The sequence below is a fragment of the Echinicola rosea genome (assembly GCF_005281475.1).
Lineage (GTDB): Bacteria > Bacteroidota > Bacteroidia > Cytophagales > Cyclobacteriaceae > Echinicola > Echinicola rosea.
In genome coordinates this window covers 2,151,857-2,172,802 of record NZ_CP040106.1, presented here as the reverse complement: position 1 = coordinate 2,172,802, position 20,946 = coordinate 2,151,857, and the positions used below count along the sequence as shown (strand labels likewise).

Below are 20,946 nucleotides of genomic sequence, written 5' to 3'. Positions count from 1 at the left end.
TAGCAAATCAAATTTTGACTTCCCTTATTTTAGGTTAATTTTGAAAAGAAATTTCCACTATGAGACCATTAAAGACATCCTACTGGCTGGTATTGTGTAGTTGCTTTTTTCTCGGCAGCTGTAGCTGTAATCCTGAGAAGCTGGTGCAGTGGATTGCCAGTAGTGACTTCTTCAAAGGCTCCGAAGAAGTCAGGGCCGTTGGGGGATTTGGAAGAGTGGAATCCAGCTTTCACAAAGATTATAACAGTGACAGCAGCAAAATAGAACTGAGACTCTACGACGGTACCCTTCCTGAATTATACGAAAACGAAGCGAACATTGCCCGAAAATGTGCCAAGGTATTTGTAGAAGCTTCAGACAGTGAGGATTACCAAAACATCGAAGTGTTCATCATCAAAACAGATGAAAACGACCCCTTTAGGGCCATCTACCAAAGCCAATACCTTTTTGAGGTGGCCAGTTTGACCAAGGGAACTACGAGCTCCAATTAGCATTTCAATTAACTCCCCAACCCATAAACAATACTTGACATGGACTATAACCTTCCTCACCAAGCTGACAAAAACCTCCCTATGTCTGTAGGAGACTGGATCATCACCTTACTGATTTCTGGACTGCCGGTCGTTGGATTTATCATGCTGATCGTATGGGCCGTGGACAAAAGCACCCCAACAACCAAATCAAATTATGCTAAAGCTGCCCTGATTCTATACGCCATTACGGTGGCATTAACCTTTCTTTTCATAGGGGTAATCGGATTCAGTTTCTTATCTTACGAAAATTTTGAATCAATAAAGTAAACCATGCAATTCAAAGCCCTCTGTACCGACATTGACGGTACACTATTGGATAAGAACAGGGAAATTTCCGCCAGAACCCTCGATGCCATCGCTCAGCTCCCAAGGTATTTCCCCGTAATTCTGGCTTCTTCCAGGATGCCGAGTGCCATGCGCCACCTACAGGGAACCATGGAACGCCTCCAAAATCCAATGATCTGCTACAATGGTGGATATGTCATTCACTTTAATGGCCATGAAGAGGAGTATGAGCAGTTGGACACGGTAAAGATCCCCTTGAACATCTGTCATCACATCCAAGAAATCTCCGATGGTACGGACATCCATGTCAGTGTTTACCATGAGGATGAATGGTATGCTCCCCAAGATGACTTCTGGACACAACGCGAAATCACCAGCACCAAGGTAAAACCAGTGATTAGAGCTTGGCAAGAAGTCCTTCCTGACTGGCAATCGCGCCAAGCAGGTGCCCACAAAGTCATGTGCATGGGGCCTGCTGAAGAAATAGATGCGCTATTTAAGGCATTGGAAAAGGAGAAAAACGAAGACCTTCACCTCTATCGATCCAAGGACACTTACATCGAAATCGCCCCAAAAGCCATTTCAAAAGCCAGTGCACTCGAACAGCTACTGAAGAAAAAATACGACATTGCTCTCTCAGAGGTCATTGCATTCGGAGACAATTATAACGACATCGAAATGCTCAAGGCAGTAGGCCATGGAGTGGCGGTGGGCAATGCCCGCGAAGAAGTCAAAGCGGTAGCCGATGAGATTACCGCCAGTAACAAAGAAGATGGCGTGGCCATGATGATCGAAAAGCACCTGCTGTAATCGACAATTAGGAAAAACCCCAATTGCTCCTAGGCCATAAAGAGGGTGGAGAAGGATCTCAACTCAGCATATGAATGTCTCACATCTCAAATAATGCCTTCCCCACTCTCAGCATCATCAACTGCACGGGCTAGAAAAGCATGAAAATTTTTCATTTTGAAATAATAACCAAGACAAGTCTCCACCAAGCGATCAGACAACACTTCCTCGTCGGTCAAGGGATGGGTCACCACAAAACTCTTCAGTCGCAACAGGTCGATATGCGGATGATCCGTACTATAATCCCGCGGAGAGGTTTTCAGCCGTTCTCCATGGATCTCCCCAAATGAAGACTTGAATGCAGGCTGCTCAATGACCGCTTTTAATTCATCTCCCGCATAGTCAATTTCCTGTCTTATTTTTTTCAGCTCCTCAGCTGCAGGCATCCAGATTCCTCCAGCCAAAAATGACTCGCCAGGCTGTATGTGCAGATAATATCCAGGACCAAGGGATTTTTTCCCGCCTGGAGAAAAATAGCCCCCCATATTATTTTTATATGGAGCTTTGTTGGCACTAAAACGGATATCCCGATTTTGTCGAAACACACAGTCTTTTGGCCGAAGGCCTTCCAACCCTGGCTCCACCTTTTTCAGCTCTTCCAATAAAGTTCCTACCGTCTCCAGAAAACCTTTTCGAATACTTTGATACCACTCCCGATTGGCATCCATCCACTCTTTGCTGTTATTTTCCGCCAATGCTACCAAAAATTGCAATGTGTCCTTATTCATTTCTTTGAGTTTTATCCCTACCAAAACTATCACAAGTTAGTATTTTTCACGTGGGCAGTTTAGGATTTGAGCGAAAAGCTTACGAGGAATTATAACCATAGCAGGGACGGTTTTAGAAACACCCATTGCTTTGTGTTTTACGTAAAACACGAGTTTTTACGTAAATATTTTTACGTACTTATACGTATTTTAAAAATTATTACTTACCTTAGCACTTGTTAGTAGCACATTAAAATTTTAATCCACTAGCAGCTAAACACATAGACAAGGTATTGAAATACGTAAAAGGAATGCGCCACAATACCTTTCTATGTGCTTTGGCACTAAAAAATAGCTTAAAATAGTCATGGACTTTAGCCTCAAATAACCATTTGGATTTCAGCAAACATCAATTACGTAAAATTGCTGATTATCGTAAAGACAACAATACACTTCATCAGAAGTGCTACTGAGTAGAATAAAGGTTGAGCAAAGAGAGGTGATGAGGCAAGACCGACCTATATGAAGAACAGTTTCGGACAGTTGAGGAAATGCAGGAAACAAACTTCTCTTCAGGTTGGCTTACTTCCGCCTTTCGACCGACCAACTATCGCCATTAAAGTTAAAATAGTTCTCTGCTCTGGAACGGGACGCCGGGCAAACGGCTCGGCTACCGTTTCAACTTGAAATCAACTTCAAACCCCCATCCAAATCAGATGTCCAACGATTAACCAACAATATCATGAAACAAGCAGCAAAAAAAGCCACATCCATTAGATTGCTGGATTTTAAAACTCCGCAAATGCGGGCATTTCACCTTTCTTGGTTTGCCTTCTTTTTATGCTTCTTCGGCTGGTTCGGTGTCGCGCCATTGATGACCGTGGTGAGAGACGAACTGGACCTGACCAAATCACAGATCGGTAACATCATTATCGCTTCTGTATCGATCACTGTCATCGCTAGGCTTATGATCGGCTGGCTAGTTGATCGCATTGGGCCAAGGATCACTTACACGTACCTCCTGATCTTAGGTTCCATACCAGTGATGCTAATCGGGCTCAGCAACAGTTATGAATCCTTTTTGCTTTTCAGGTTGGCCATTGGGGTGATCGGTTCATCCTTTGTCATCACCCAGTACCATACTTCTGTAATGTTTGCACCAAATTGCGTGGGCACTGCCAATGCCACTTCTGCAGGCTGGGGAAACATGGGCGGTGGTGTGACACAGATGGTCATGCCATTGATTTTTGGGCTTTTTGTATCACTCGGCTACTTGGATGCCCAGGCATGGCGATATGCCATGATCGTACCGGGCATCGCCATGATCTTTACAGGAATTGCCTATTACAAGTGGACAACAGACTTTCCAGAGGGAAACATCAGTGACTTGAGCAAAGCAGACCTGGATTATAAGAAAAAGAAAAAAGCCGACGGCCAAGGTGCCTTCAAAGCGGCCATTTCCGATCACCGTGTCTGGGCGTTGTTCCTGATCTATGGTGCTTGTTTTGGCATTGAACTGACCATTAATAACGTAGCGGCCATTTATTATCATGATTTCTTCCAACTAGACCTGAAAACGGCAGGTCTGATAGCCGGTCTTTTTGGTGTAATGAACTTATTTGCCCGCTCTGTAGGGGGAATGTTTGGTGACAAGGCCGGCATCAAATGGGGACTCAAGGGTCGTGTTGGGTTTCTCGGAGCTGTACTCTTGGTAGAAGGGCTTGCACTGACGCTCTTTGCTCAGATGACCGTATTGCCTCTGGCCATCGGCACCATGATTCTTTTCAGCTTATTCGTCCAGATGGCAGAAGGTGCTACTTTCTCGGTTGTGCCATTTGTCAATAAAAAAGCCATCGGCACCATTTCCGGAATCGTAGGTGCTGGAGGAAATGCAGGGGCGGTATTTGCCGGATTTCTCTTCAAAATGGAGGGCATTTCCTATGGGGAGGCCCTGACCATCCTAGGCATCTCGGTAACGGCCATCAGTGCGGTTTCCTTACTAGTGCGGTTTTCCTCTGAAGATGAAAAAGCTGCCAAAATTGAAATGGATGCATCACTTTCCGAGAAAAACCTTCAGCCCGAATACGTAAAAAGCTAACGTAAACTCATCTATCCCATGTCAACGGCGAAACCTGAAAGCTATAAAAGTACTTGTTCTTACTGCGGAGTAGGTTGCGGGATCATTGTCAACAAAGACAATAAAGGAAGGACCACTGTAGAAGGCGATCCCAACCACCCTGTCAACCGTGGAATGCTATGCTCCAAAGGCATGAACCTGCATTACGTGGTCGAGGACAAATCTGACCGACTGCAGTATCCTCAAATGCGCTGGGGCAAATCCCATCCACTTGAACGAGTGGATTGGGACACGGGCCTTGATCGCGCGGCTGCCGTTTTCAAGTCAATCATCAAAAAACACGGACCGGATGCGGTCGCTTTCTATGTCTCCGGCCAATGCCTGACAGAAGAATACTACTTGGTCAACAAGCTTACAAAAGGCTACCTAAAGACCAACAATATCGACACCAACTCCCGGCTTTGCATGAGCTCAGCGGTGATGGGGTATATCAAAACATTAGGCGAGGACAGTGTACCCATTGCCTATGAAGACATCGAATTAGCAGATTGCTTTCTGGTGGCCGGTGCCAACCCCGCTTGGTGCCACCCCATTCTCTGGAGAAGGGTTGAGAAGCACAAAGAAGAAAATCCCGACACTAAAATCATCGTCGTGGATCCACGGGTGACGCAAAGCTGCTCACTTGCGGACCTTCACCTTCAGCTAAATCCTGGTACAGACGAAACGCTCTACTTGGCCATTGGCCGTTGCTTGATCGAAAACGGGGACATTGACATGGATTTCATCCAAAACCATTCCGACGGCTTCGAAGCCTATAAAGAACTGGTAATGGAAACCTCCTTGGAATCAGCCGCGGCCACCTGTGGAGTCCCTGAAGAGGACATCAAGTTAGCAGCATCCTACATAGGCGATGCCAAGGGATTCCTCTCACTCTGGGCCATGGGACTCAACCAAAGCGCAGAAGGGGTCAATAAAAACCTCGCACTAATTGACCTGAACCTGATCACAGGACATATAGGCAAGCCTGGCTCGGGGCCTTTTAGCCTTACCGGTCAACCCAACGCCATGGGCGGCCGTGAAGTAGGCGGAATGGCCACTTTGTTGGCTTCCCACCGTAACCTGCTCAACCCTGAACACCGAGAAGAAGTCGCTGACTTCTGGGGGGTGGACAGCCTACCAGACCAACCTGGAAAAACGGCCACTCAGATCTTTGAAGGACTGGAAGATGGCTCGATCAAGGCGCTCTGGATCATCTGTACCAATCCGTTGGTCAGCATGCCAGATGCCCGACGGGTGGAAGCGGCCATGAAAAAAGCAAAATTTGTAGTCGTCCAAGACATTTCTGCCAAAGCAGAGGCCATTCCATATGCTGACCTTGTCCTTCCAGCTGCTGGCTGGGGAGAAAAAGAAGGTACCATGACCAATTCCGAACGCCGCATCAGTTACCTCAACAAGTTTACCGATGCCCCCGGTGAAGCATTACCAGACGCAGAAATCCTGTTGCGCTTTGCAAAAAAAATGAACTACAGTGGTTTTGATTTTGACAGTATGGAGGAAGTGTACGCCGAATACTGTCAATTGACCAAAGGCACTAATATAGATATTTCGGGTCTGGATTATGATTACCTCAAATCCAACGGCACCGTCCAATGGCCATTTACGGATAAGAGCAAAGGCGGAACTGCCAGGCTATTTACCGACAGGAAATTCTACACTCCAAACGGTCGAGCGCAGATTCTTGCCAATGGCCCGAAAAACCAAACCGAACTCCCTTCTGACGACTATCCATTGATCCTGACGACGGGAAGGATCAGGGACCAGTGGCACACCATGACCCGTACGGGAAAAGTAGCCAAGCTAAACAAACATATCCCTAGTCCCTTTCTTGAGATCCACCCCAAAGATGCCGCCTCCAGAAACATCAAAGATGGCCAAACGGTATTGATCTCCGGTAAGCGCGGGGAAGTGCGCGTGCACGCACAAGTGACAGACAAGATCAAAAAAGGCGTCGTATTCCTCCCCATGCACTGGGGCAAAATATTGCAAAGTGATTTTTCACGTACCAACAACCTGACCGGAAACGGTATTGATCCGGTATCGAAGCAGCCGGACTTTAAGTTTTCGACTGTCCAGGTGGCCAAGTATGTCAAACCGAGGCAAAAAATCGTCATTGTGGGTGCAGGTGCTGCCGCATACCGTTTTATCAATACCTACAGGGAATTTAACCAAGGGGATGATATCCATGTTTTCTCCAAAGAAAAACACCCCTTCTATAACCGTGTACTCCTACCCGACTATGTCAACCGCCACAAAGTCTGGGAAGACCTGCTAAAATTCAAGTCGCTTTCCGAAATGGAAAAGCTGAACATCCAACTATACGTGGAAAATGGCATTGAATCTATCGACCGATCCAATAAAACGGTCACAGACGAAAAAGGGCGTGTCCACCACTATGACACCTTGATCTTGGCGACGGGCAGCAGGGCATTCATTCCGCCAGATATGCCGATGCATCTGCCGGGGACATTCACCATGAGAAGTCGTCACGATGCGGACAAACTTAAAGAATACCTCAATTACGAAGGGGATGTCCTGATCGCCGGAGGTGGTTTATTGGGGCTGGAATTGGCCGCAGCACTTCGGGAAATCAATGTCGGCGTGACCATCGTACAACTTGGATCCCGATTAATGGAGCGGCAACTGGACCCTATGGCCAGCTCGTTGTTGCGTGAACGCATAGAGGAAATGGGCGTCAAACTCTACATGAACAATCAAATCGCACACTTGGACAGCCATGAAAGCGGCAAAGAGGTCAATGTGCTTCTTAAAAGTGGACAAGAAATCAAGTGCAACGCTGTGGTTCTGGCGATCGGCACCAGACCCAACATGGAATTGGCAAAATCTGCCGGACTTAGTTGTGGACGGGGCATTAAGGTAAATGACTACTTACAGACCAGTGATCCTTCTATCTTTGCAATGGGTGAAATCGCTGAACACAAAGGCAAACTGAACGGCATCACCGCTGCGGCCGAGATGCAAGCCGATATTGCCGCGCGCTTTATAACGGGCGATCTCCTCAGCCTGTACAAAGGATCAATCCCGATGAACATCCTTAAATTTGCCGATCTGGACCTTTGCTCCATAGGGATCCCTGAAGTCCCCGCCAACGGCGAAGGATACGAAGAAATTCTCCTGATCGATACTGCACAGACGTATTATAAAAAATGCATTGTCCACAATGATCGATTGGTAGGTGCCATTCTAATGGGAGACAAATCCGAATTCGCGGAATTCAAGAGCCTGATCGAAGAAAAGACAGAATTATCCAAAAAGCGACAAGAACTACTGCGGGGCAACTCCACCAAAGAGGAAATGATCGGAGAGATGGTGTGCTCATGTGGCAATGTGGGAACTGGCAACATCTCCAAAGCCATTCAGGGCGGCTGCCATGAATTCAGGCAGCTTTGCCAGCAAACCGGAGCAGGACTGGGCTGTGGGAGTTGTAAACCGGAAGTAAAGAGTATCTTGGAATCAACACTACCGGAATTGGTCAAAGCATAAGCAACCGAGGAGCATGATGGACGACTATGTGGAGCCTTTGAAAAACTACCACACACCATCTTGCTCACTGCTGCTGCTTCCCCATTTCCCATTACAACATACGTCCTAATTACCTGATGCAGGTGAATGCAAGCTGGAATGGGCCAATCTTTCCTTTTTAAACCTTAACTTTACAATAGCATAAAGTAATCAGAAAATGCAAAAAGCGGACTTAGTAAGGGTATTCGTAAAAGGTGGTATTATCTCACCCGGTGATTTCCTGAAAACCATCAACACGGCCAATGAACTTGGCACCAACTATATCCACCTGGGCTCTAGGCAGGACCTTCTTTTTCCTGTAAAGGACAAAAACCTGAAGACATTGGAAGAGACTTTCAATGCCATCAACACGGCTTATGATACCGATGGAGAAGAATTCCATAATATCGTAACGTCTTATACCGCCTTAGACGTAATGCCGACCACCCACTGGCTGGCTTCCCATACTTACCACTATATCTTGGACACATTTGACTACCTGCCCAAGTTAAAGATCAATATCACCGACCCCGTTCAGAGTTTGGTGCCACTGTTTACCGGAAATATCAACTTCGTGGCTTCTTCTTTTGATAATTATTGGTACCTGTACCTGAGGTTTTCGGAAATCGATGCCAAACCGTGGTGTGCGCCTGACCTTATTTACGGATACGATCTTGCACGAATGGCTAAGGTCATCGAGGAAATCAACCCCGTAAAAAGCGGCTTAAAATATCCTGAAATCTACGAAAAGGCCAAAAGCATCACCGCTCCAAACACCAGCCCGCTCGAACAGGAACTGGACTATCCCGAGGCCACCTCCCCTTACTATGAAGGAATGAACCGCATCGTAGGCGGAAAATACTGGCTAGGCCTGTACTGGCGAAACAACAAGTTTACAATCAGCTTCCTCAAAGCACTTTGCCAACTGTGCATTGACACTAATATTGGGAAAATTTCACTCACTCCGTGGAAATCCATCATCGTCAGGGGAATCGCCGAAAAAGACCGGCTAAGCTGGGAAAAGCTCTTGGGCAAGTTTGGAATCAATATCCGGCACAGTTCCCTCGAACTCAACTGGCACCTTCCGGTGCTCGACGAAGAGGCCTTGGACATCAAAAATTACCTGGTCAGGGCACTCGACAAACAGGATATCAGTACTTATGGACTGAGTTTTTCTGTCAAGACCAAACACATGGCCTTGTTCACTTCCGTGGCCATCGAAAAGGCAAAAAAAGAACAGGAATCTGAACCGGACACCTTTAATATCCAATACTCCAAGGACTTTAATCCTAACCTTTCGGAATATTTCTATTATGCCAAAAAAGTACCTTTGGACACCATCCCACCGCTATTGATCGAGCTTAGTTATAAATATTATGATCAGCTGGAAGCACAAAAAAGCCAAGAAGAAAGCGGTGAGGTCGAAAAAGAAAAAACCCAACGCCCGCACCGGAAGTACCAATGTGCCAATTGCCTGACCATCTACGATGAAAAGTACGGGGACCAAGAAGCAGAAATCCCAGCGGGCACTTCCTTCATGAAACTTCCCAGTAGCTATTGCTGTTCGGTCTGCGAAAGTCCAAAATCCGCCTTTAAGCTTATCCATAAATAAAATTAATTTATGAAACTGCGCATCAATAACAATTCCATTCGACTACGCCTTACCCAAACGGAAGTACAGCAAGTTGCTGCCGGAAAATCCATCACCGAGCACCTCTTGGTTGGCCGTAATAAGCCTGGATTGGAATACAGTTTGATTTTGGAAGGCAATGCTCAAGAAGTTGAAGCGATTTTTGAAGACAACCACCTGAAGATCATCCTTCCTGAGGCCCTGGCCTTTGCCTGGGCTTCGACAGATGAGGTAAGTATTAGACATGTCCAGCATGAAGGTCAATCCTATGAAAACATCCTCTTGATCGAAAAGGATTTCCAATGCCTCCACAAACGTCCCGACGAGGACGAGAGTGATAATTTTCCCAATCCCAAGTCCCTTGAAGACTATAATAATTGCTAGGTTTACCATCCATTCTCTTACAACCCACAACATTATTCATTCGCTTAACTGCTAAAATTCCATCATTTTTTTTTGCGGGAAAAGAAACCACGACTTAACTTTATCACTACCAGCACCTTACTTAGCAACATCCATGAAAAAAGGAATAGCATACACCACCATTGGAATGATGGTCTCTTTGGCCTTGATGGCACTTAGGCCAGTTCCAAAAATTACCGAAAAAGAAGCGCTCATAACCACTGGGATTATTACTGAAATTTCAGCAACTCCTTACAAGGATATTCTTATCAAGCTAAATAATACTGACACCTTTTTCTATATCAACAGAGGTGTTGACCTTGGGCTGAAGCATGACGTGCTTGAAAAAAAACTACTTGGAAATACCGTGCAAATTAAATATCCAGCTTATTGGACACCTTTGGACTGGCAGGGCAAATCCAAGCATTTGTCGCAAATAACACTAGGCAACGAAATTATTTTTACGGAATTAAAAGAATAGCTAAAGTTCCCTTCATCAAATTTTAAAATCCTCTTCCCAAAGCCGGAATCCCCCTTTAAACGCATGCTTATTGGATCCTAGGCGACATCCGTCAGGGATATTCTTGAGTTCTTTGGAATTGCCTCCTCCAAGCACAATTTCATCTGGCTGGAAGGCCCTAAAGAAGTACTCAACCGCTTTGTGGACATGCTTCTCCCATTTTTTTGGGCCCTTTTTGAAATAGTAGGCTTTACCTAAATAGGCTTCAAAAGTAGCCTTACGATAAGGCAAGTGAGCTGCTTCCATAGGAATGACGACGTTGTTGACGACCATTGCTGTACCCAAGCCTGTCCCTAATCCCATAAAAAGCATTTTCCTGCCTTCATAGCTTCCCAAGGCTTGCATGGCAGCATCATTAACAATCTTGATGGGGCAACCAAAAGCAGCTTCAAAATCATACGTTTCCCAGCCATGCCCCAAGTTAACAGGTTCTGTAAGAATATTACTGTTCTTGACAATCCCCGGAAAACCAATCGCTACATGGTCATATTCCCACTTGGAAGCATGCTTCTTTACCAATGGTATCATTTCCTCAGGCGAAAAATCACTACCGGAGGGAATCTTGATGCGGTCATCCGCTCCGGTAGCCAATATCTTAATGTTCGAGCCTCCTATATCAATAACCAGTGTTTTCATAAAACCAAAGATAATAAGTCCCACGAAAAAACCGCGGCCTAGAACAATTTAGAATGATTTTTACAAGAAAAACTACTGGCAGAAGGCTTCCAATATGAAATTAATTGGCATCGTCGATGTCCAGCAAGCCATTGACTTCTTGATATATCCTTGGATGCCCCTTGTAGTCCACATCCGCTTTGCCGTTGATATCGATAAACATGGTTTCGGTGCAGTTTACTTCAAACTCCCCTTTCCCGTTTACTTCAATACTGGTCTCTGCTGACACTAGGCCAAAATTCTCCACCTCAATTTTTCCATCAACTATATAAAACTGACGGACCACGGTGCCAAAAAGCTCCACTTCAGCCTCTCCATGACATTCAATGGTCAGGTCTGTCAGCGACAGGTTTCCGACATTTTCGACCTCACTGTCCCCATCAATGCTGATTTTATGAATATCTGGAATAGTGGCCACTACACGGACTCCTTTTGTACTTTTCAGGCATTTGACCTTATCCCTAAAGCCCACCATAAGCTCCCCCCCTCGCACATCATACTCCAAGGCCTCCATCAACTGGCTTTCCGCTAGGATCGTTAACGACTGTACCTCTCCTTGGACAATCGTCAAGTCTATTGGACCCTCAAGGGCCACTTCATCAAATTCATCTACCTCGAGGTCATATTCTTTTACCTCCCCATCTCCTTTTATGCACAGGTTATTATCTGTGCAGGAAAAAAACAGCACCGACACCATCAGTGCCGAACAAATTGTCTTACGTTTCATCGCTTTTCTAAATTATCTATTGATCAATGGCCGATATCCTGATGCATTTTTGCACAGGGGATAGTTGGCATTACAAAAAAAAGACACGCATAGAAAACCTTACCCTGACACAGGGGCAAAAAAATCTTATTTTTTTTCCAGCGCCCGATTTAAAAACCGCGATTATAGGGAATTCCCTTCATCACTATAAACCTAAAAATCCTGGCTGTAAAAACGGACAATCTTAACATTCATGAACCTTAGCCGAAAATATCGGAGTTTAGCTTGCCCGTACTATCTGAAAAACGCTCCACAGGGATCCCCATGGTATTCAGCATGCTCACAAACAAATTGGACATGGGGTATTCTTCTTTAAAATCGGTATAAGTCCCGTGTTTGACGCCCATATTTTTACCACCAGCCAGCACCAATGGATAATTAATGGCATCATGGGTACTGCTACAGGCACTTCCATAAAGAACCAGGGTATTGTCCAAAAGTGGGCCATATTCATCCTCGGTAGTTTTCATTTTGTCAAGGAAGTAAGCGTATTGCTTGGCCAACCACTGGTCATAGCTTCCCCACTCTTGCCAATGGTTTTTGGACTTGTCGTGACTGATGGCATGATGTCCCTTATTTAACCCTAGTGCAAGTTTTGGGTAATTTTCACCGAACCCCATTCCGTCTTCCCGGGCCATCATATAGGTCATGACCCGAGTAATATCCGTCTGCATCCCAAGCACCATCAGGTCAAAGGATGAACGAATATAGCTCTCAGGATCCACAGCAGCATTGGGGTTGAGATTGATATGATCAGCATTAAAATCTTTCATCGGCACATCCAGCCATTTCTCATTTCGCTTGATCTGTTCTTCGACCGAATTAAGCGATGTCATGTATTCATCCAGCTTCATTTGGTCATTTTTACCTAACCGTTTCTCAAGTCGCTTACTATCTTCCAAAACTAAATCCACAATCTTTTGCTCTTTTTGCAAACTCCTCTTTCTCAACTGAGAAGTTTCTCCACCACCCGGTGCAAAGTAACGTTCAAAAATCTCCCGGTGGCGGTGCTCTGATGGGATCGGCCGACCATTAGGATCAAATGAGAGGGTGGACACCCTCGACTTATACCCAATTCCACCATCTGAAGAAAGTGCCAAATAAGGATACCGAGTATGCTTGGCCAAATGCTGTACGGCTACCTGATCTACGGAAATACTGTTGTTATACTGACTACCCCGCAGGTCTCCACCGGTCAACCAAGTATCCCCCGCCAAGTGGCCTAATAGATGTCGGCTTTTGGGATGGCTTAGCCCTCCCATGATAGTGATCTCCCTTCGATGTCGCTCCAAAGGAGAAAGCGTATTGGTAAACTTATAATCTGCTCCCGTTCCCATTGGAAACCAATTCCATAACGCATGGTTGGGATTGGAAGATGGAGGAAGCCCCACCCCGTTGGGAAAATAAACAAAACAAAGGCGCTTAGGTGCTTCACTCAATCCGCCCAATTTACGCATTGGCCCGCCCATTGCCTCCATATAAGGCAACATGCAAGCTACACCCAGGCCTTTCAAAAAAGTCCTTCTATCGAGTTCCCATGATTTCTTTCCCATGACGTGTTGGTTATCGGTTATGATATTTAGGCTATTCGGTTATGTATTAGGTAAGCTGTGGTCCGCAATCCATCGTAATTCAAAACTCGCCTTTAAACGAGTCACTTATCACGATATTTTCCACCACTGATCGGAAACTATAATTATCGTCGCGAACTTTACTTACAATCTTTTCTATCTCTCTTTCATCCACAAAAGTCACATCCCTGCCCAAAGCATACGAAAACATGTGCTTTACCAAGGAGCGGGTAAATGTATCCTGCTTCATATTCAGAATATACGACTTTATTTCATCAATCCCATTAACCACCTCTCCATTAGGCAGTTCGGACTTGGCATCAATTACATTACCATTGGAAGCCACTGTTTCAAAGCGTCCCACGGCATTGTAGTTTTCGAAAGCAATCCCATACGGATCAATCTTTTTATGACAATCCATACACGCTGCCTTATCCCTATGGACAAACAACTGTTCTTTTAGCGTCAGCTCCTCGAAACCTGGCGTCTCAGGATCCAGCTCAGGAACATTTGGCGGTGGCGGTGGTGGCTCATCACCTAAGATCTTGCCCCTTACCCAAACGGCCCTTTTTATAGCATGGGCTTGACTGCCATCGGAGTGACCGTTAAGGAATGCCCCTTGGGACAATAAGCCTCCACGGTGCATGTCCGGTGTGACCGAAACGGGTCTAAACTGATTCCCCTTTACTCCTTTGACACCATAAAACTCCGCTAGATTTTGGTTGAGCATCGCAAAATCGGATTCGATCAGATTCATAATACTCAAGTCCTGCTGGAGCACATAGTGCATAAACTGATACGTCTCTTCTGTCATGTCCTTCTTCACAAAACGCGTAAAATCAGGATAGGCATTCACATTGGTGCTCATGGCTTCATGGCGGTCCACACGCAGCCATTCGTTGGAGAATCGCCTCACCATCTCCCAGATGCGCTCATCATCAATCATTCTGTTTACCTGCTTTTTCAGGTACCGGTCCTTATGCAGGTCCTCTTCCTCCGCCAACTCCATCAACGCTTCATCCGGTGCTGCATTCCATAGAAAGTAGGAAAGCCTAGAAGCAAGGAAGTACTCTCTATCTTCCTCCTCTGTTTCTTTTTCCGGCTCGGCGAGATATAGGAAATTGGGAGAACATAATGCCGCTATCAACACCTCTTTGATTCCGTCTTCATACCGTGGATAATCATTCCTTATGCTTTCCCAAAATTCCAAATATGGCCTTAACTCCTCATCTTCCACCGGTCGACGGTAAGCCCTTGTCAGGAAGCTTTCGAGGATTTCTTCGGTATAAGCTGCTTTGTCATATTTTTTTGATGATTCAAAGAAAATCGCTTCATGACTTGCCGGAGGCCACTGTGGATAATAAGGTGCTTCAAACTCCAGCTCCTTGATAAGCAAGGGTGGACCAGAGTCTTCATTGTCTTTTACTAGGTAATCATTCCACAATCCCAAGATCATTATATTGGCCAAAATCTCGGTTTCTACAGTATCAATCACCGGAATTGGGAGGTTTTCCAAACGTCCCTTAAAGGTAAAATCCTGCCATTTACCTGTTTCATTGCTTACATTCCTGTATGTATCAAAGGTCTGGTAATCCATACCATCATCCGTCCTTTCTCCGGCAAAGGTCCTGATCACAGGAAGGTCCTTGTCATACTTGGCACGGCTTTTTTCGGCCTCGGCACCAAGTTGCTGAGCCACGGGGTGATCTTCAGGAAAAGGAGTCACGATAACCTTACTAAATCCAGTGAAAAACTTCCCTCCTATCTTTAGGCGATGTTTGCCGGCTTTTAGATAAGCCAAGGTCAGCGGGGTGGTCATGGAAGCTTGCTCCTTGAACTTCTCATCAAAATGGAACCTCTCCTGGAGTTTGTGTTTATCAATTTGTAGCTCCACTGATGGCATTCCTTCTGCCCCTACGTAAGGGTGCTCAAAGTCTATTTGATAATAGCCATCACGAGGTGCCTCAAATGTAAAAGTAGCAGAGGAATTCTCTGTAAGCTCCTTAGGCTTCATCCACTGCCCTTGGATAGACATATTTAGAAGGCCTCTGCCCATGCTTGGTGCGAGCACGACGGTTTCTTCAAGTTTATCAGCTGGCTGGTCGTTTCGAAGTCCTATCAAACCTTCCTTTTGGGCACTCCACTGATAGCCGCGGGACGCTTTTACCCTGAAGACAAAGTCTCCTTCTTCGGGAAAATGTCTCCGAAACAATAGTTTCAAGTTTGGCGATGGCCCTTGCCAGGATTTGGGAGTGACTTCTTTATGTGGCACAGCAGAATAAAGCATGATCCCCTCATCCACTACTTGATAGCGATCAGCATTGGATCCTCGCATTCCTACTCCTATATTCCGCTTGACCTCCTCCAATTGCGATTTTTCCACACTGTCCCTTGCGACTATAGGACGTCCATTTTCATCCAAAACCTCAACGATAAAATCCTCCGAATTAATCGGCGCGCTTTGATAACCACCGATCATGGCAGCAGTCTTGCCTTTTCCAATACCTTTGCCAAAAGTGATCCTATACCGGGTAGCTGTCGGTTTTTTCTCTGGTGCAATGGCCTTGTCAATGGCACTTCTGGCTATTTTTTTATAATATTCTACATGGAGTGGTGACACCCCGAGCACTTGGCCGTTATTAGAAAATCCCATTTCAGATTTGGCATCGTCAGGAAGCACATTTCCAAACTGCACATCTACTTTTAACAGGTCGGTCAGTGTATTGGAATATTGGTCCTTGGTCAATCGCCGGATAACTGGCTCTTGATCGGCCTTCCGAAGCGCTACTGCCCGCTGGATTGAGGCCGTGATCCAGTCCACCAATACCCTTCGTTCCTCATCTGAAAGCTGCTTTTCCTCCTTCGGGGGCATCTCTCCAGAATTCACCATATCGAGCATAGCGCGCCAAGTCTCGGCATCGTGGCCTTTGACCATGTCAGGATCTATATCATCCAGTCGGAGTCCTCCTTTTTGTTCATCTTCTCCATGACAGCTCTCACAATAACTTGCCGTGATCGGATTAATATCTTTGGTAAATTCTATCTGACTAAGCGTCTTGTCGATTTCATCGCTTTCCATGGTAGCAAGTCCTTCTACCCCGTAAGGGTCTTCCCCCAAAAATGCCCGTACATCATCGGGCAGGTCTTCGGTCAAGAAGCCTGAGCCATGTGTCAGCGAACCTCCGTAATGGCCCGTAGCCCCCAAAATAATGGTGGTCATGGCCAAGATACTATAATAGGGAACCGGTGACTTGTCATGGTCTTGAAGGTACCCACGAAGAGCCAAAAGCCATATGCTAAGCAATGCCGTAGCGACACCCAGCCACTTGTGCACCACCAGTACATTGCTGCCATATCCACCGGTACCCGCCAACAGGGCGCCAACTACTAGTGTGGGAATAGCAGTAATTACTGTCAGCCACAAGAGCGCGCCACATGCGGGTCTAAGTGTTCGTTCTGGAATAAACAGATTGGCAATCTCCAAGGCAATCAAGGCCATAAATATCCCTATCGGCAAATGCACCAACAGTGGATGCATCTTTCCAAGAAATGCCAAGCTCCAGTGGAAATCACCTATTGGAATCACCGCAATGCCCAACACCAGCACCGATAGTATTACTGCGCCTATGGGGGACAATTGCCCCTTAATTAATTTATTGATCGTCTCCCTCACTACATTCGGTTATTTTAAGTATTGTCTTCTCTAAAAAGTAACGTGAATCTATTCCGGGTTGTCGAAAAACTTTCGTTTATACACAACAAACCTACACATTACAATCATTTATCCTAATTATATTAAAAAACACCAAATCAATCAACTATTTTAATTTAAACAATCAACATATTATATAAATGGGCAAACATAATATCATACCGCCACCCAAAACCTGTCAATAACCACCCCAAAAACCTCCAACCGTTCATCAAAAAACCGAAAGTTATGCATTGGAAACGAAAACAAACCCCAATATTACAGGAGTCAATGTGAAGGAGGAACTGCCACTGATCGGTATCCTTTTTCCCGATCAGCTTAATAAGCTGGATGTGCAACCGCGACTAGTGTCAAGTCAACGCTTAAATGACAGGTAATGTGGTAGTGGGTTTTGGGCTAGATCAAGGCAAAAAAAAGCCCCTAAACGTAGCTAAGGAAGCATTTTTTGTAAATAACTCAGCTATACAGACTCTATGCCAAAGCCTTCTGCACGATCCCCAAAGCTTCATCGGAATGCTTCATGGCCAACGCGGCCTCATGGCCTTTTTCGGACATTTTTTTCCAGGTTTTCTGGACGATGTCCACAAGCTTCTCTTCCTCATCGCGATGCTTATTGATAAAGTCATCAAAATAATATTTTAAAAACACCAAACACACCACATCTTCCAAGGCCTGTGTTTCTGGATCTGTCTTCAGTCTTCTTTTATTGAGAAGATCATCCACTTTTTGAATATCGTCATCAGCATAACCATGCTCCCTCATGATCTCGCCTGCCAATTCACCATGAAATTTTTTCAGTTTTGTGCGCCACATCAGGTAGCCCTTTCGATCCATTGGATACGCTTCCCTCGGAATCTCCCATCGCTTGATATGCTGGCAGCGGGCAGCAAGCCTTAGTGTCTCTGATGCCCCCGGCTCAAAATCCAACAACATCCCAGTCATCCTATGCCCATACACCAATTCCTTTGGGATTTCCTTACCATCAACCTCCTCCTTATGAGGATCTTCTGCATTAATTGCATCAAACGATGCGATGGTGTTTTCAAATCTATCTCCAGCCATTTCGTTGTTATTATTTACTCACATAAGCCAATTTAGGAGGTTTTGGGGAGAGTTGGAAGATATAATGCATTAAAAATTTGAAGATTGAAAAATTATCAAGCCAAGAATCAATCGTGCCATTTGTACTTCCCTGTTCACAAATGACTTTGAATTATTTAAAAGATTCTTAGTAGCCTTTCATCGGAATAGCTATGGCAACTCACCCACCGCGGGAATCCTTGACAATATCCTTCGACAAGCTCAGGCAGGCATCAGGAATAGCTAAAGGTCAATGTTGAAAAACTATTTTTTTCGTTAAATTTCCCTAAATGGCTTTTCCCTTCAATAGCAACAACTTATTTTTAAACTTACAATCAAAACTTCCATCTTTTTAGCATGAATAAAATATACTTTTGGCTATTGCTCTTCCTTATAGGTGCCTGCCAGCAAAAAGAAAATGACGCGATCCAATTCGATGCCATCACGTACTCCATGGATACCGTAAGCATCGATGCCAAAGGAGAGATTTTGGATGTCGATCGCAACTTAAATAATTCAGGCATCACCACCGACGAGCAGTTTCTATACAATTTCAACCATTTTGACAATCACTTGGAGAAAGTCAATCTTAACAAGCTGGAATTGGTCAGTAAAACACCCTTTCAAAAAGAAGGCCCAGAGGGGACAGGAAACAGTATGAGCAGCTTTCAGTTTATAAAGGACGGCCAACTCCTGATCTCAGATGGTTTTTTCAAGCAAAAGGTTTTTGACCTCAATGGAAAAGTGGTACAAACCATCAACCTTACCGCACACAATTGGAATGGAGAGGTCCTCCAAGGTGCTGAGATTTGTAGGCAAAACTTACTTATAGACAAAACCAAGTTACTCTCTTTGGTCACTGAAGAAGGGCTGAATGCCAATTTCAAAGCTGAACTGGCCCTCTTTGACCTAAACACCAAGATGGTCAGCAGATTTGATATTGACCCTCAGAAAAAAATCAAAAGTTACACGCTATCCTCTGAGGATTATACATACATGCCCCCCATCATTTATTTTTCTATCTTAAACAACACCCCAGTCCTTTCCCATCAGTTTACCAATGAAATTTACCGGTTTGACAATGTTGCCAATCAAATTCTCGAAGTGGATTACGAGAGCCGCCTGACACCAAACGAAGTCAGTACTGATCATCCCAACAAGTTCGCTACCACAGAAGAGCTATTCGAAGTCTTCGAAAAAATGAACGAACAAATCAGGTTTGGCCCGTTGGTCTATGATCAAGAAAACGACCGCTACTACCGTTTTTCATTCCAAACTGAGTATAAAACTACATCGGAACGGGAAAGTAGAGTTCCCGAAATCAAAAGTATAGATGCTTACTTGAGCATCTTTGATAGTGAATTCAATATGATCAATGAAGCACTGATTCCTGAAATCGACCATACTATTTCCCATTATTTTGCCAAAGATGGAACACTTTGGATATTGGACAATAAGGATGATGAAATGACTTTTGTAAGGCTCAGCTTCCTGTAGCAGAGATCTATTTAAGAAACAACTCAATTCAGTCAGAGACACAGCACAACCTGGAGCCCGGCACACCCCAGGTTTCTCTTTGCTCCAAAATAACACCACCTAACCTCCCCTAAAAGGAGAGGACTGTTTTAATACAATGTACATTTGTCTCGAGTCTCACTTCTCATATCTCAAGTTCAATACCTCTTGATACTTAATTCTTGGCTCTTGCCTCTTGGCTCTATTCTCTACACATTGCTATTCTGCCAATGCTCTTTCGGCCAAAAATTGCCCTAATGCCTTGCCCTTTTCCTTCACCACCTCGCCGATGACAATAATAGCGGGGGCGGTAAGCTGTTCTTTTTGCTGCAAGGCCAATACGCTTCCAAGGTCACCAACGATGGATCGCTCAGTTTCCTTGCTGCCATCCTGAATGATCGCCACGGTCTCTTCGGCACCACGATATTGCTCAAACAATGCCACGATTTCAGGCAACTTCTTCATCCCCATCAGAATAATGGCCGTAGCGGAAGATTGTGCCGCAAAGCGCAAATCCTTGGCCGTAGAATGGTCCTTCAAGGTTCCCGTCACCACCCAAAAGCTTTCGTTGATCCCACGCTTGGTAAGCGGTATGCCCCCCAAACCGGGTACCGCCATCGCACTACTTATACCGGGTACGTAGTCAGTGGGTATTCCATGCGCTGCGGCATACTCCAACTCCTCGTGTCCACGCCCAAATACATAGGGATCTCCGCCCTTTAGCCTGACCACATGGCCGCAAGTTTCTACGTAATTGACGATCATGCGGTTGATTTCCCGCTGCTGGCGGTAATGCATACCGGCCCGTTTTCCCACAAACACCTTGATCGCCGTCTCCGGTACGTATTCCAATAGAGCCTCATTGGCCAATGCGTCATATAATACTACATCGGCCGATTGAAGCGTCTTAACGCCCTTTAAGGTAATCAATTCGGGATCACCTGGACCGGCACCTACGATAGAAAGCTTCTTATTTAAAGTAGTCATAGCGTGTTTATACTTAGTTACTAAAACAAATTTAAGTAATTTTTTACGTATTTTTACG

General features: G+C 45.2%; 17 protein-coding genes. 10 read left to right on the top strand and 7 right to left on the bottom strand.

The genetic code is table 11. The features are described 5' to 3' along the window. The first annotated feature begins 59 nt into the window (after window positions 1-59). Genes FDP09_RS08840 through FDP09_RS08830 form a run of 3 tightly spaced genes read left to right on the top strand, consistent with a single transcriptional unit; the run spans window position 60 to window position 1,628 of the window. A complete protein-coding gene (locus FDP09_RS08840; RefSeq protein ID WP_137402318.1) occupies window positions 60-491 on the top strand; it encodes a hypothetical protein in 432 nt (143 codons plus the stop codon). A 39-nt stretch (window positions 492-530) separates the two neighbouring features. Then, a complete protein-coding gene (locus FDP09_RS08835) occupies window positions 531-800 on the top strand; it encodes a hypothetical protein (RefSeq protein WP_137402317.1) in 270 nt (89 codons plus the stop codon). A gap of 3 nt (window positions 801-803) precedes the next feature. Continuing rightward, entirely contained in the window at window positions 804-1,628 is an 825-nt protein-coding gene (locus FDP09_RS08830) for a Cof-type HAD-IIB family hydrolase (RefSeq protein ID WP_137402316.1), read from the top strand. An 86-nt stretch (window positions 1,629-1,714) separates the two neighbouring features. Here the strand turns inward: FDP09_RS08830 and FDP09_RS08825 are convergent, their stop codons facing one another. Next, a complete protein-coding gene (locus tag FDP09_RS08825; RefSeq protein WP_137402315.1) occupies window positions 1,715-2,395 on the bottom strand; it encodes a DUF2461 domain-containing protein in 681 nt (226 codons plus the stop codon). 721 nt (window positions 2,396-3,116) lie between these two features. On the opposite strand from FDP09_RS08825, the gene FDP09_RS08820 reads away from it, so the two are divergent. The 5 genes from FDP09_RS08820 to FDP09_RS08800 all read left to right on the top strand — a co-directional run bounded on the left by FDP09_RS08820 (window position 3,117) and on the right by FDP09_RS08800 (window position 10,543). Further along, on the top strand, window positions 3,117-4,472 hold the full coding sequence (locus tag FDP09_RS08820) for an MFS transporter (protein ID WP_137402314.1): 1,356 nt from the start codon (window positions 3,117-3,119) through the stop codon (window positions 4,470-4,472). A gap of 18 nt (window positions 4,473-4,490) precedes the next feature. Next, window positions 4,491-8,012: a nitrate reductase gene (locus tag FDP09_RS08815; protein WP_137402313.1), complete on the top strand. Its 3,522-nt coding sequence runs from the start codon at window positions 4,491-4,493 to the stop codon at window positions 8,010-8,012. A 196-nt stretch (window positions 8,013-8,208) separates the two neighbouring features. Further along, on the top strand, window positions 8,209-9,642 hold the full coding sequence (locus FDP09_RS08810; RefSeq protein WP_137402312.1) for a rubredoxin domain-containing protein: 1,434 nt from the start codon (window positions 8,209-8,211) through the stop codon (window positions 9,640-9,642). A gap of 9 nt (window positions 9,643-9,651) precedes the next feature. Beyond that, entirely contained in the window at window positions 9,652-10,044 is a 393-nt protein-coding gene (locus tag FDP09_RS08805) for a DUF7009 family protein (protein WP_137402311.1), read from the top strand. Window positions 10,045-10,177: 133 nt separating this feature from the next. Continuing rightward, a complete protein-coding gene (locus FDP09_RS08800; RefSeq protein ID WP_137402310.1) occupies window positions 10,178-10,543 on the top strand; it encodes a hypothetical protein in 366 nt (121 codons plus the stop codon). Window positions 10,544-10,558: 15 nt separating this feature from the next. Here FDP09_RS08800 and FDP09_RS08795 read toward each other — a convergent pair whose 3' ends face one another. From FDP09_RS08795 to FDP09_RS08780, 4 genes are all read right to left on the bottom strand, one after another. Further along, window positions 10,559-11,218 (bottom strand): ROK family protein, encoded by a 660-nt coding sequence (locus tag FDP09_RS08795; RefSeq protein WP_137402309.1) that lies wholly within the window; start codon window positions 11,216-11,218, stop codon window positions 10,559-10,561. Window positions 11,219-11,318: 100 nt separating this feature from the next. Continuing rightward, window positions 11,319-11,984, bottom strand: a complete 666-nt coding sequence (locus FDP09_RS08790; protein WP_137402308.1) for a GIN domain-containing protein — start codon at window positions 11,982-11,984, stop codon at window positions 11,319-11,321. A 239-nt stretch (window positions 11,985-12,223) separates the two neighbouring features. Next, window positions 12,224-13,576: a DUF1552 domain-containing protein gene (locus FDP09_RS08785; RefSeq protein WP_137402307.1), complete on the bottom strand. Its 1,353-nt coding sequence runs from the start codon at window positions 13,574-13,576 to the stop codon at window positions 12,224-12,226. Between the two features lie 79 nt (window positions 13,577-13,655). After that, window positions 13,656-17,267: a DUF1592 domain-containing protein gene (locus tag FDP09_RS08780; protein WP_137402306.1), complete on the bottom strand. Its 3,612-nt coding sequence runs from the start codon at window positions 17,265-17,267 to the stop codon at window positions 13,656-13,658. A 272-nt stretch (window positions 17,268-17,539) separates the two neighbouring features. Between FDP09_RS08780 and FDP09_RS23755 the strand changes: the two genes are divergently transcribed. Further along, window positions 17,540-17,683: a hypothetical protein gene (locus FDP09_RS23755; protein WP_187328826.1), complete on the top strand. Its 144-nt coding sequence runs from the start codon at window positions 17,540-17,542 to the stop codon at window positions 17,681-17,683. A gap of 94 nt (window positions 17,684-17,777) precedes the next feature. Here the strand turns inward: FDP09_RS23755 and FDP09_RS08775 are convergent, their stop codons facing one another. Next, a complete protein-coding gene (locus FDP09_RS08775) occupies window positions 17,778-18,368 on the bottom strand; it encodes a DUF4202 domain-containing protein (protein WP_137402305.1) in 591 nt (196 codons plus the stop codon). A 375-nt stretch (window positions 18,369-18,743) separates the two neighbouring features. On the opposite strand from FDP09_RS08775, the gene FDP09_RS08770 reads away from it, so the two are divergent. Then, on the top strand, window positions 18,744-19,883 hold the full coding sequence (locus FDP09_RS08770; protein WP_137402304.1) for a DUF4221 family protein: 1,140 nt from the start codon (window positions 18,744-18,746) through the stop codon (window positions 19,881-19,883). A 237-nt stretch (window positions 19,884-20,120) separates the two neighbouring features. Here FDP09_RS08770 and cobA read toward each other — a convergent pair whose 3' ends face one another. After that, complete coding sequence (gene cobA, locus FDP09_RS08765; protein WP_137402303.1) at window positions 20,121-20,888, bottom strand: uroporphyrinogen-III C-methyltransferase; 768 nt, start codon at window positions 20,886-20,888, stop codon at window positions 20,121-20,123. Window positions 20,889-20,946 lie beyond the last annotated feature (58 nt).

Coding starts and splice junctions, on each gene's coding strand:
- FDP09_RS08815 (WP_137402313.1), top strand. CDS start 4,491: ATGTCAACGGCGAAACCTGAAAGCTATAAAAGTACTTGTTCTTACTGC.
- FDP09_RS08830 (WP_137402316.1), top strand. CDS start 804: ATGCAATTCAAAGCCCTCTGTACCGACATTGACGGTACACTATTGGAT.
- FDP09_RS08800 (WP_137402310.1), top strand. CDS start 10,178: ATGAAAAAAGGAATAGCATACACCACCATTGGAATGATGGTCTCTTTG.
- FDP09_RS08805 (WP_137402311.1), top strand. CDS start 9,652: ATGAAACTGCGCATCAATAACAATTCCATTCGACTACGCCTTACCCAA.
- cobA (WP_137402303.1), bottom strand. CDS start 20,888: ATGACTACTTTAAATAAGAAGCTTTCTATCGTAGGTGCCGGTCCAGGT.
- FDP09_RS08790 (WP_137402308.1), bottom strand. CDS start 11,984: ATGAAACGTAAGACAATTTGTTCGGCACTGATGGTGTCGGTGCTGTTT.
- FDP09_RS08825 (WP_137402315.1), bottom strand. CDS start 2,395: ATGAATAAGGACACATTGCAATTTTTGGTAGCATTGGCGGAAAATAAC.
- FDP09_RS08810 (WP_137402312.1), top strand. CDS start 8,209: ATGCAAAAAGCGGACTTAGTAAGGGTATTCGTAAAAGGTGGTATTATC.
- FDP09_RS08795 (WP_137402309.1), bottom strand. CDS start 11,218: ATGAAAACACTGGTTATTGATATAGGAGGCTCGAACATTAAGATATTG.
- FDP09_RS08840 (WP_137402318.1), top strand. CDS start 60: ATGAGACCATTAAAGACATCCTACTGGCTGGTATTGTGTAGTTGCTTT.
- FDP09_RS08820 (WP_137402314.1), top strand. CDS start 3,117: ATGAAACAAGCAGCAAAAAAAGCCACATCCATTAGATTGCTGGATTTT.
- FDP09_RS08770 (WP_137402304.1), top strand. CDS start 18,744: ATGAATAAAATATACTTTTGGCTATTGCTCTTCCTTATAGGTGCCTGC.
- FDP09_RS08785 (WP_137402307.1), bottom strand. CDS start 13,576: ATGGGAAAGAAATCATGGGAACTCGATAGAAGGACTTTTTTGAAAGGC.
- FDP09_RS08835 (WP_137402317.1), top strand. CDS start 531: ATGGACTATAACCTTCCTCACCAAGCTGACAAAAACCTCCCTATGTCT.
- FDP09_RS08775 (WP_137402305.1), bottom strand. CDS start 18,368: ATGGCTGGAGATAGATTTGAAAACACCATCGCATCGTTTGATGCAATT.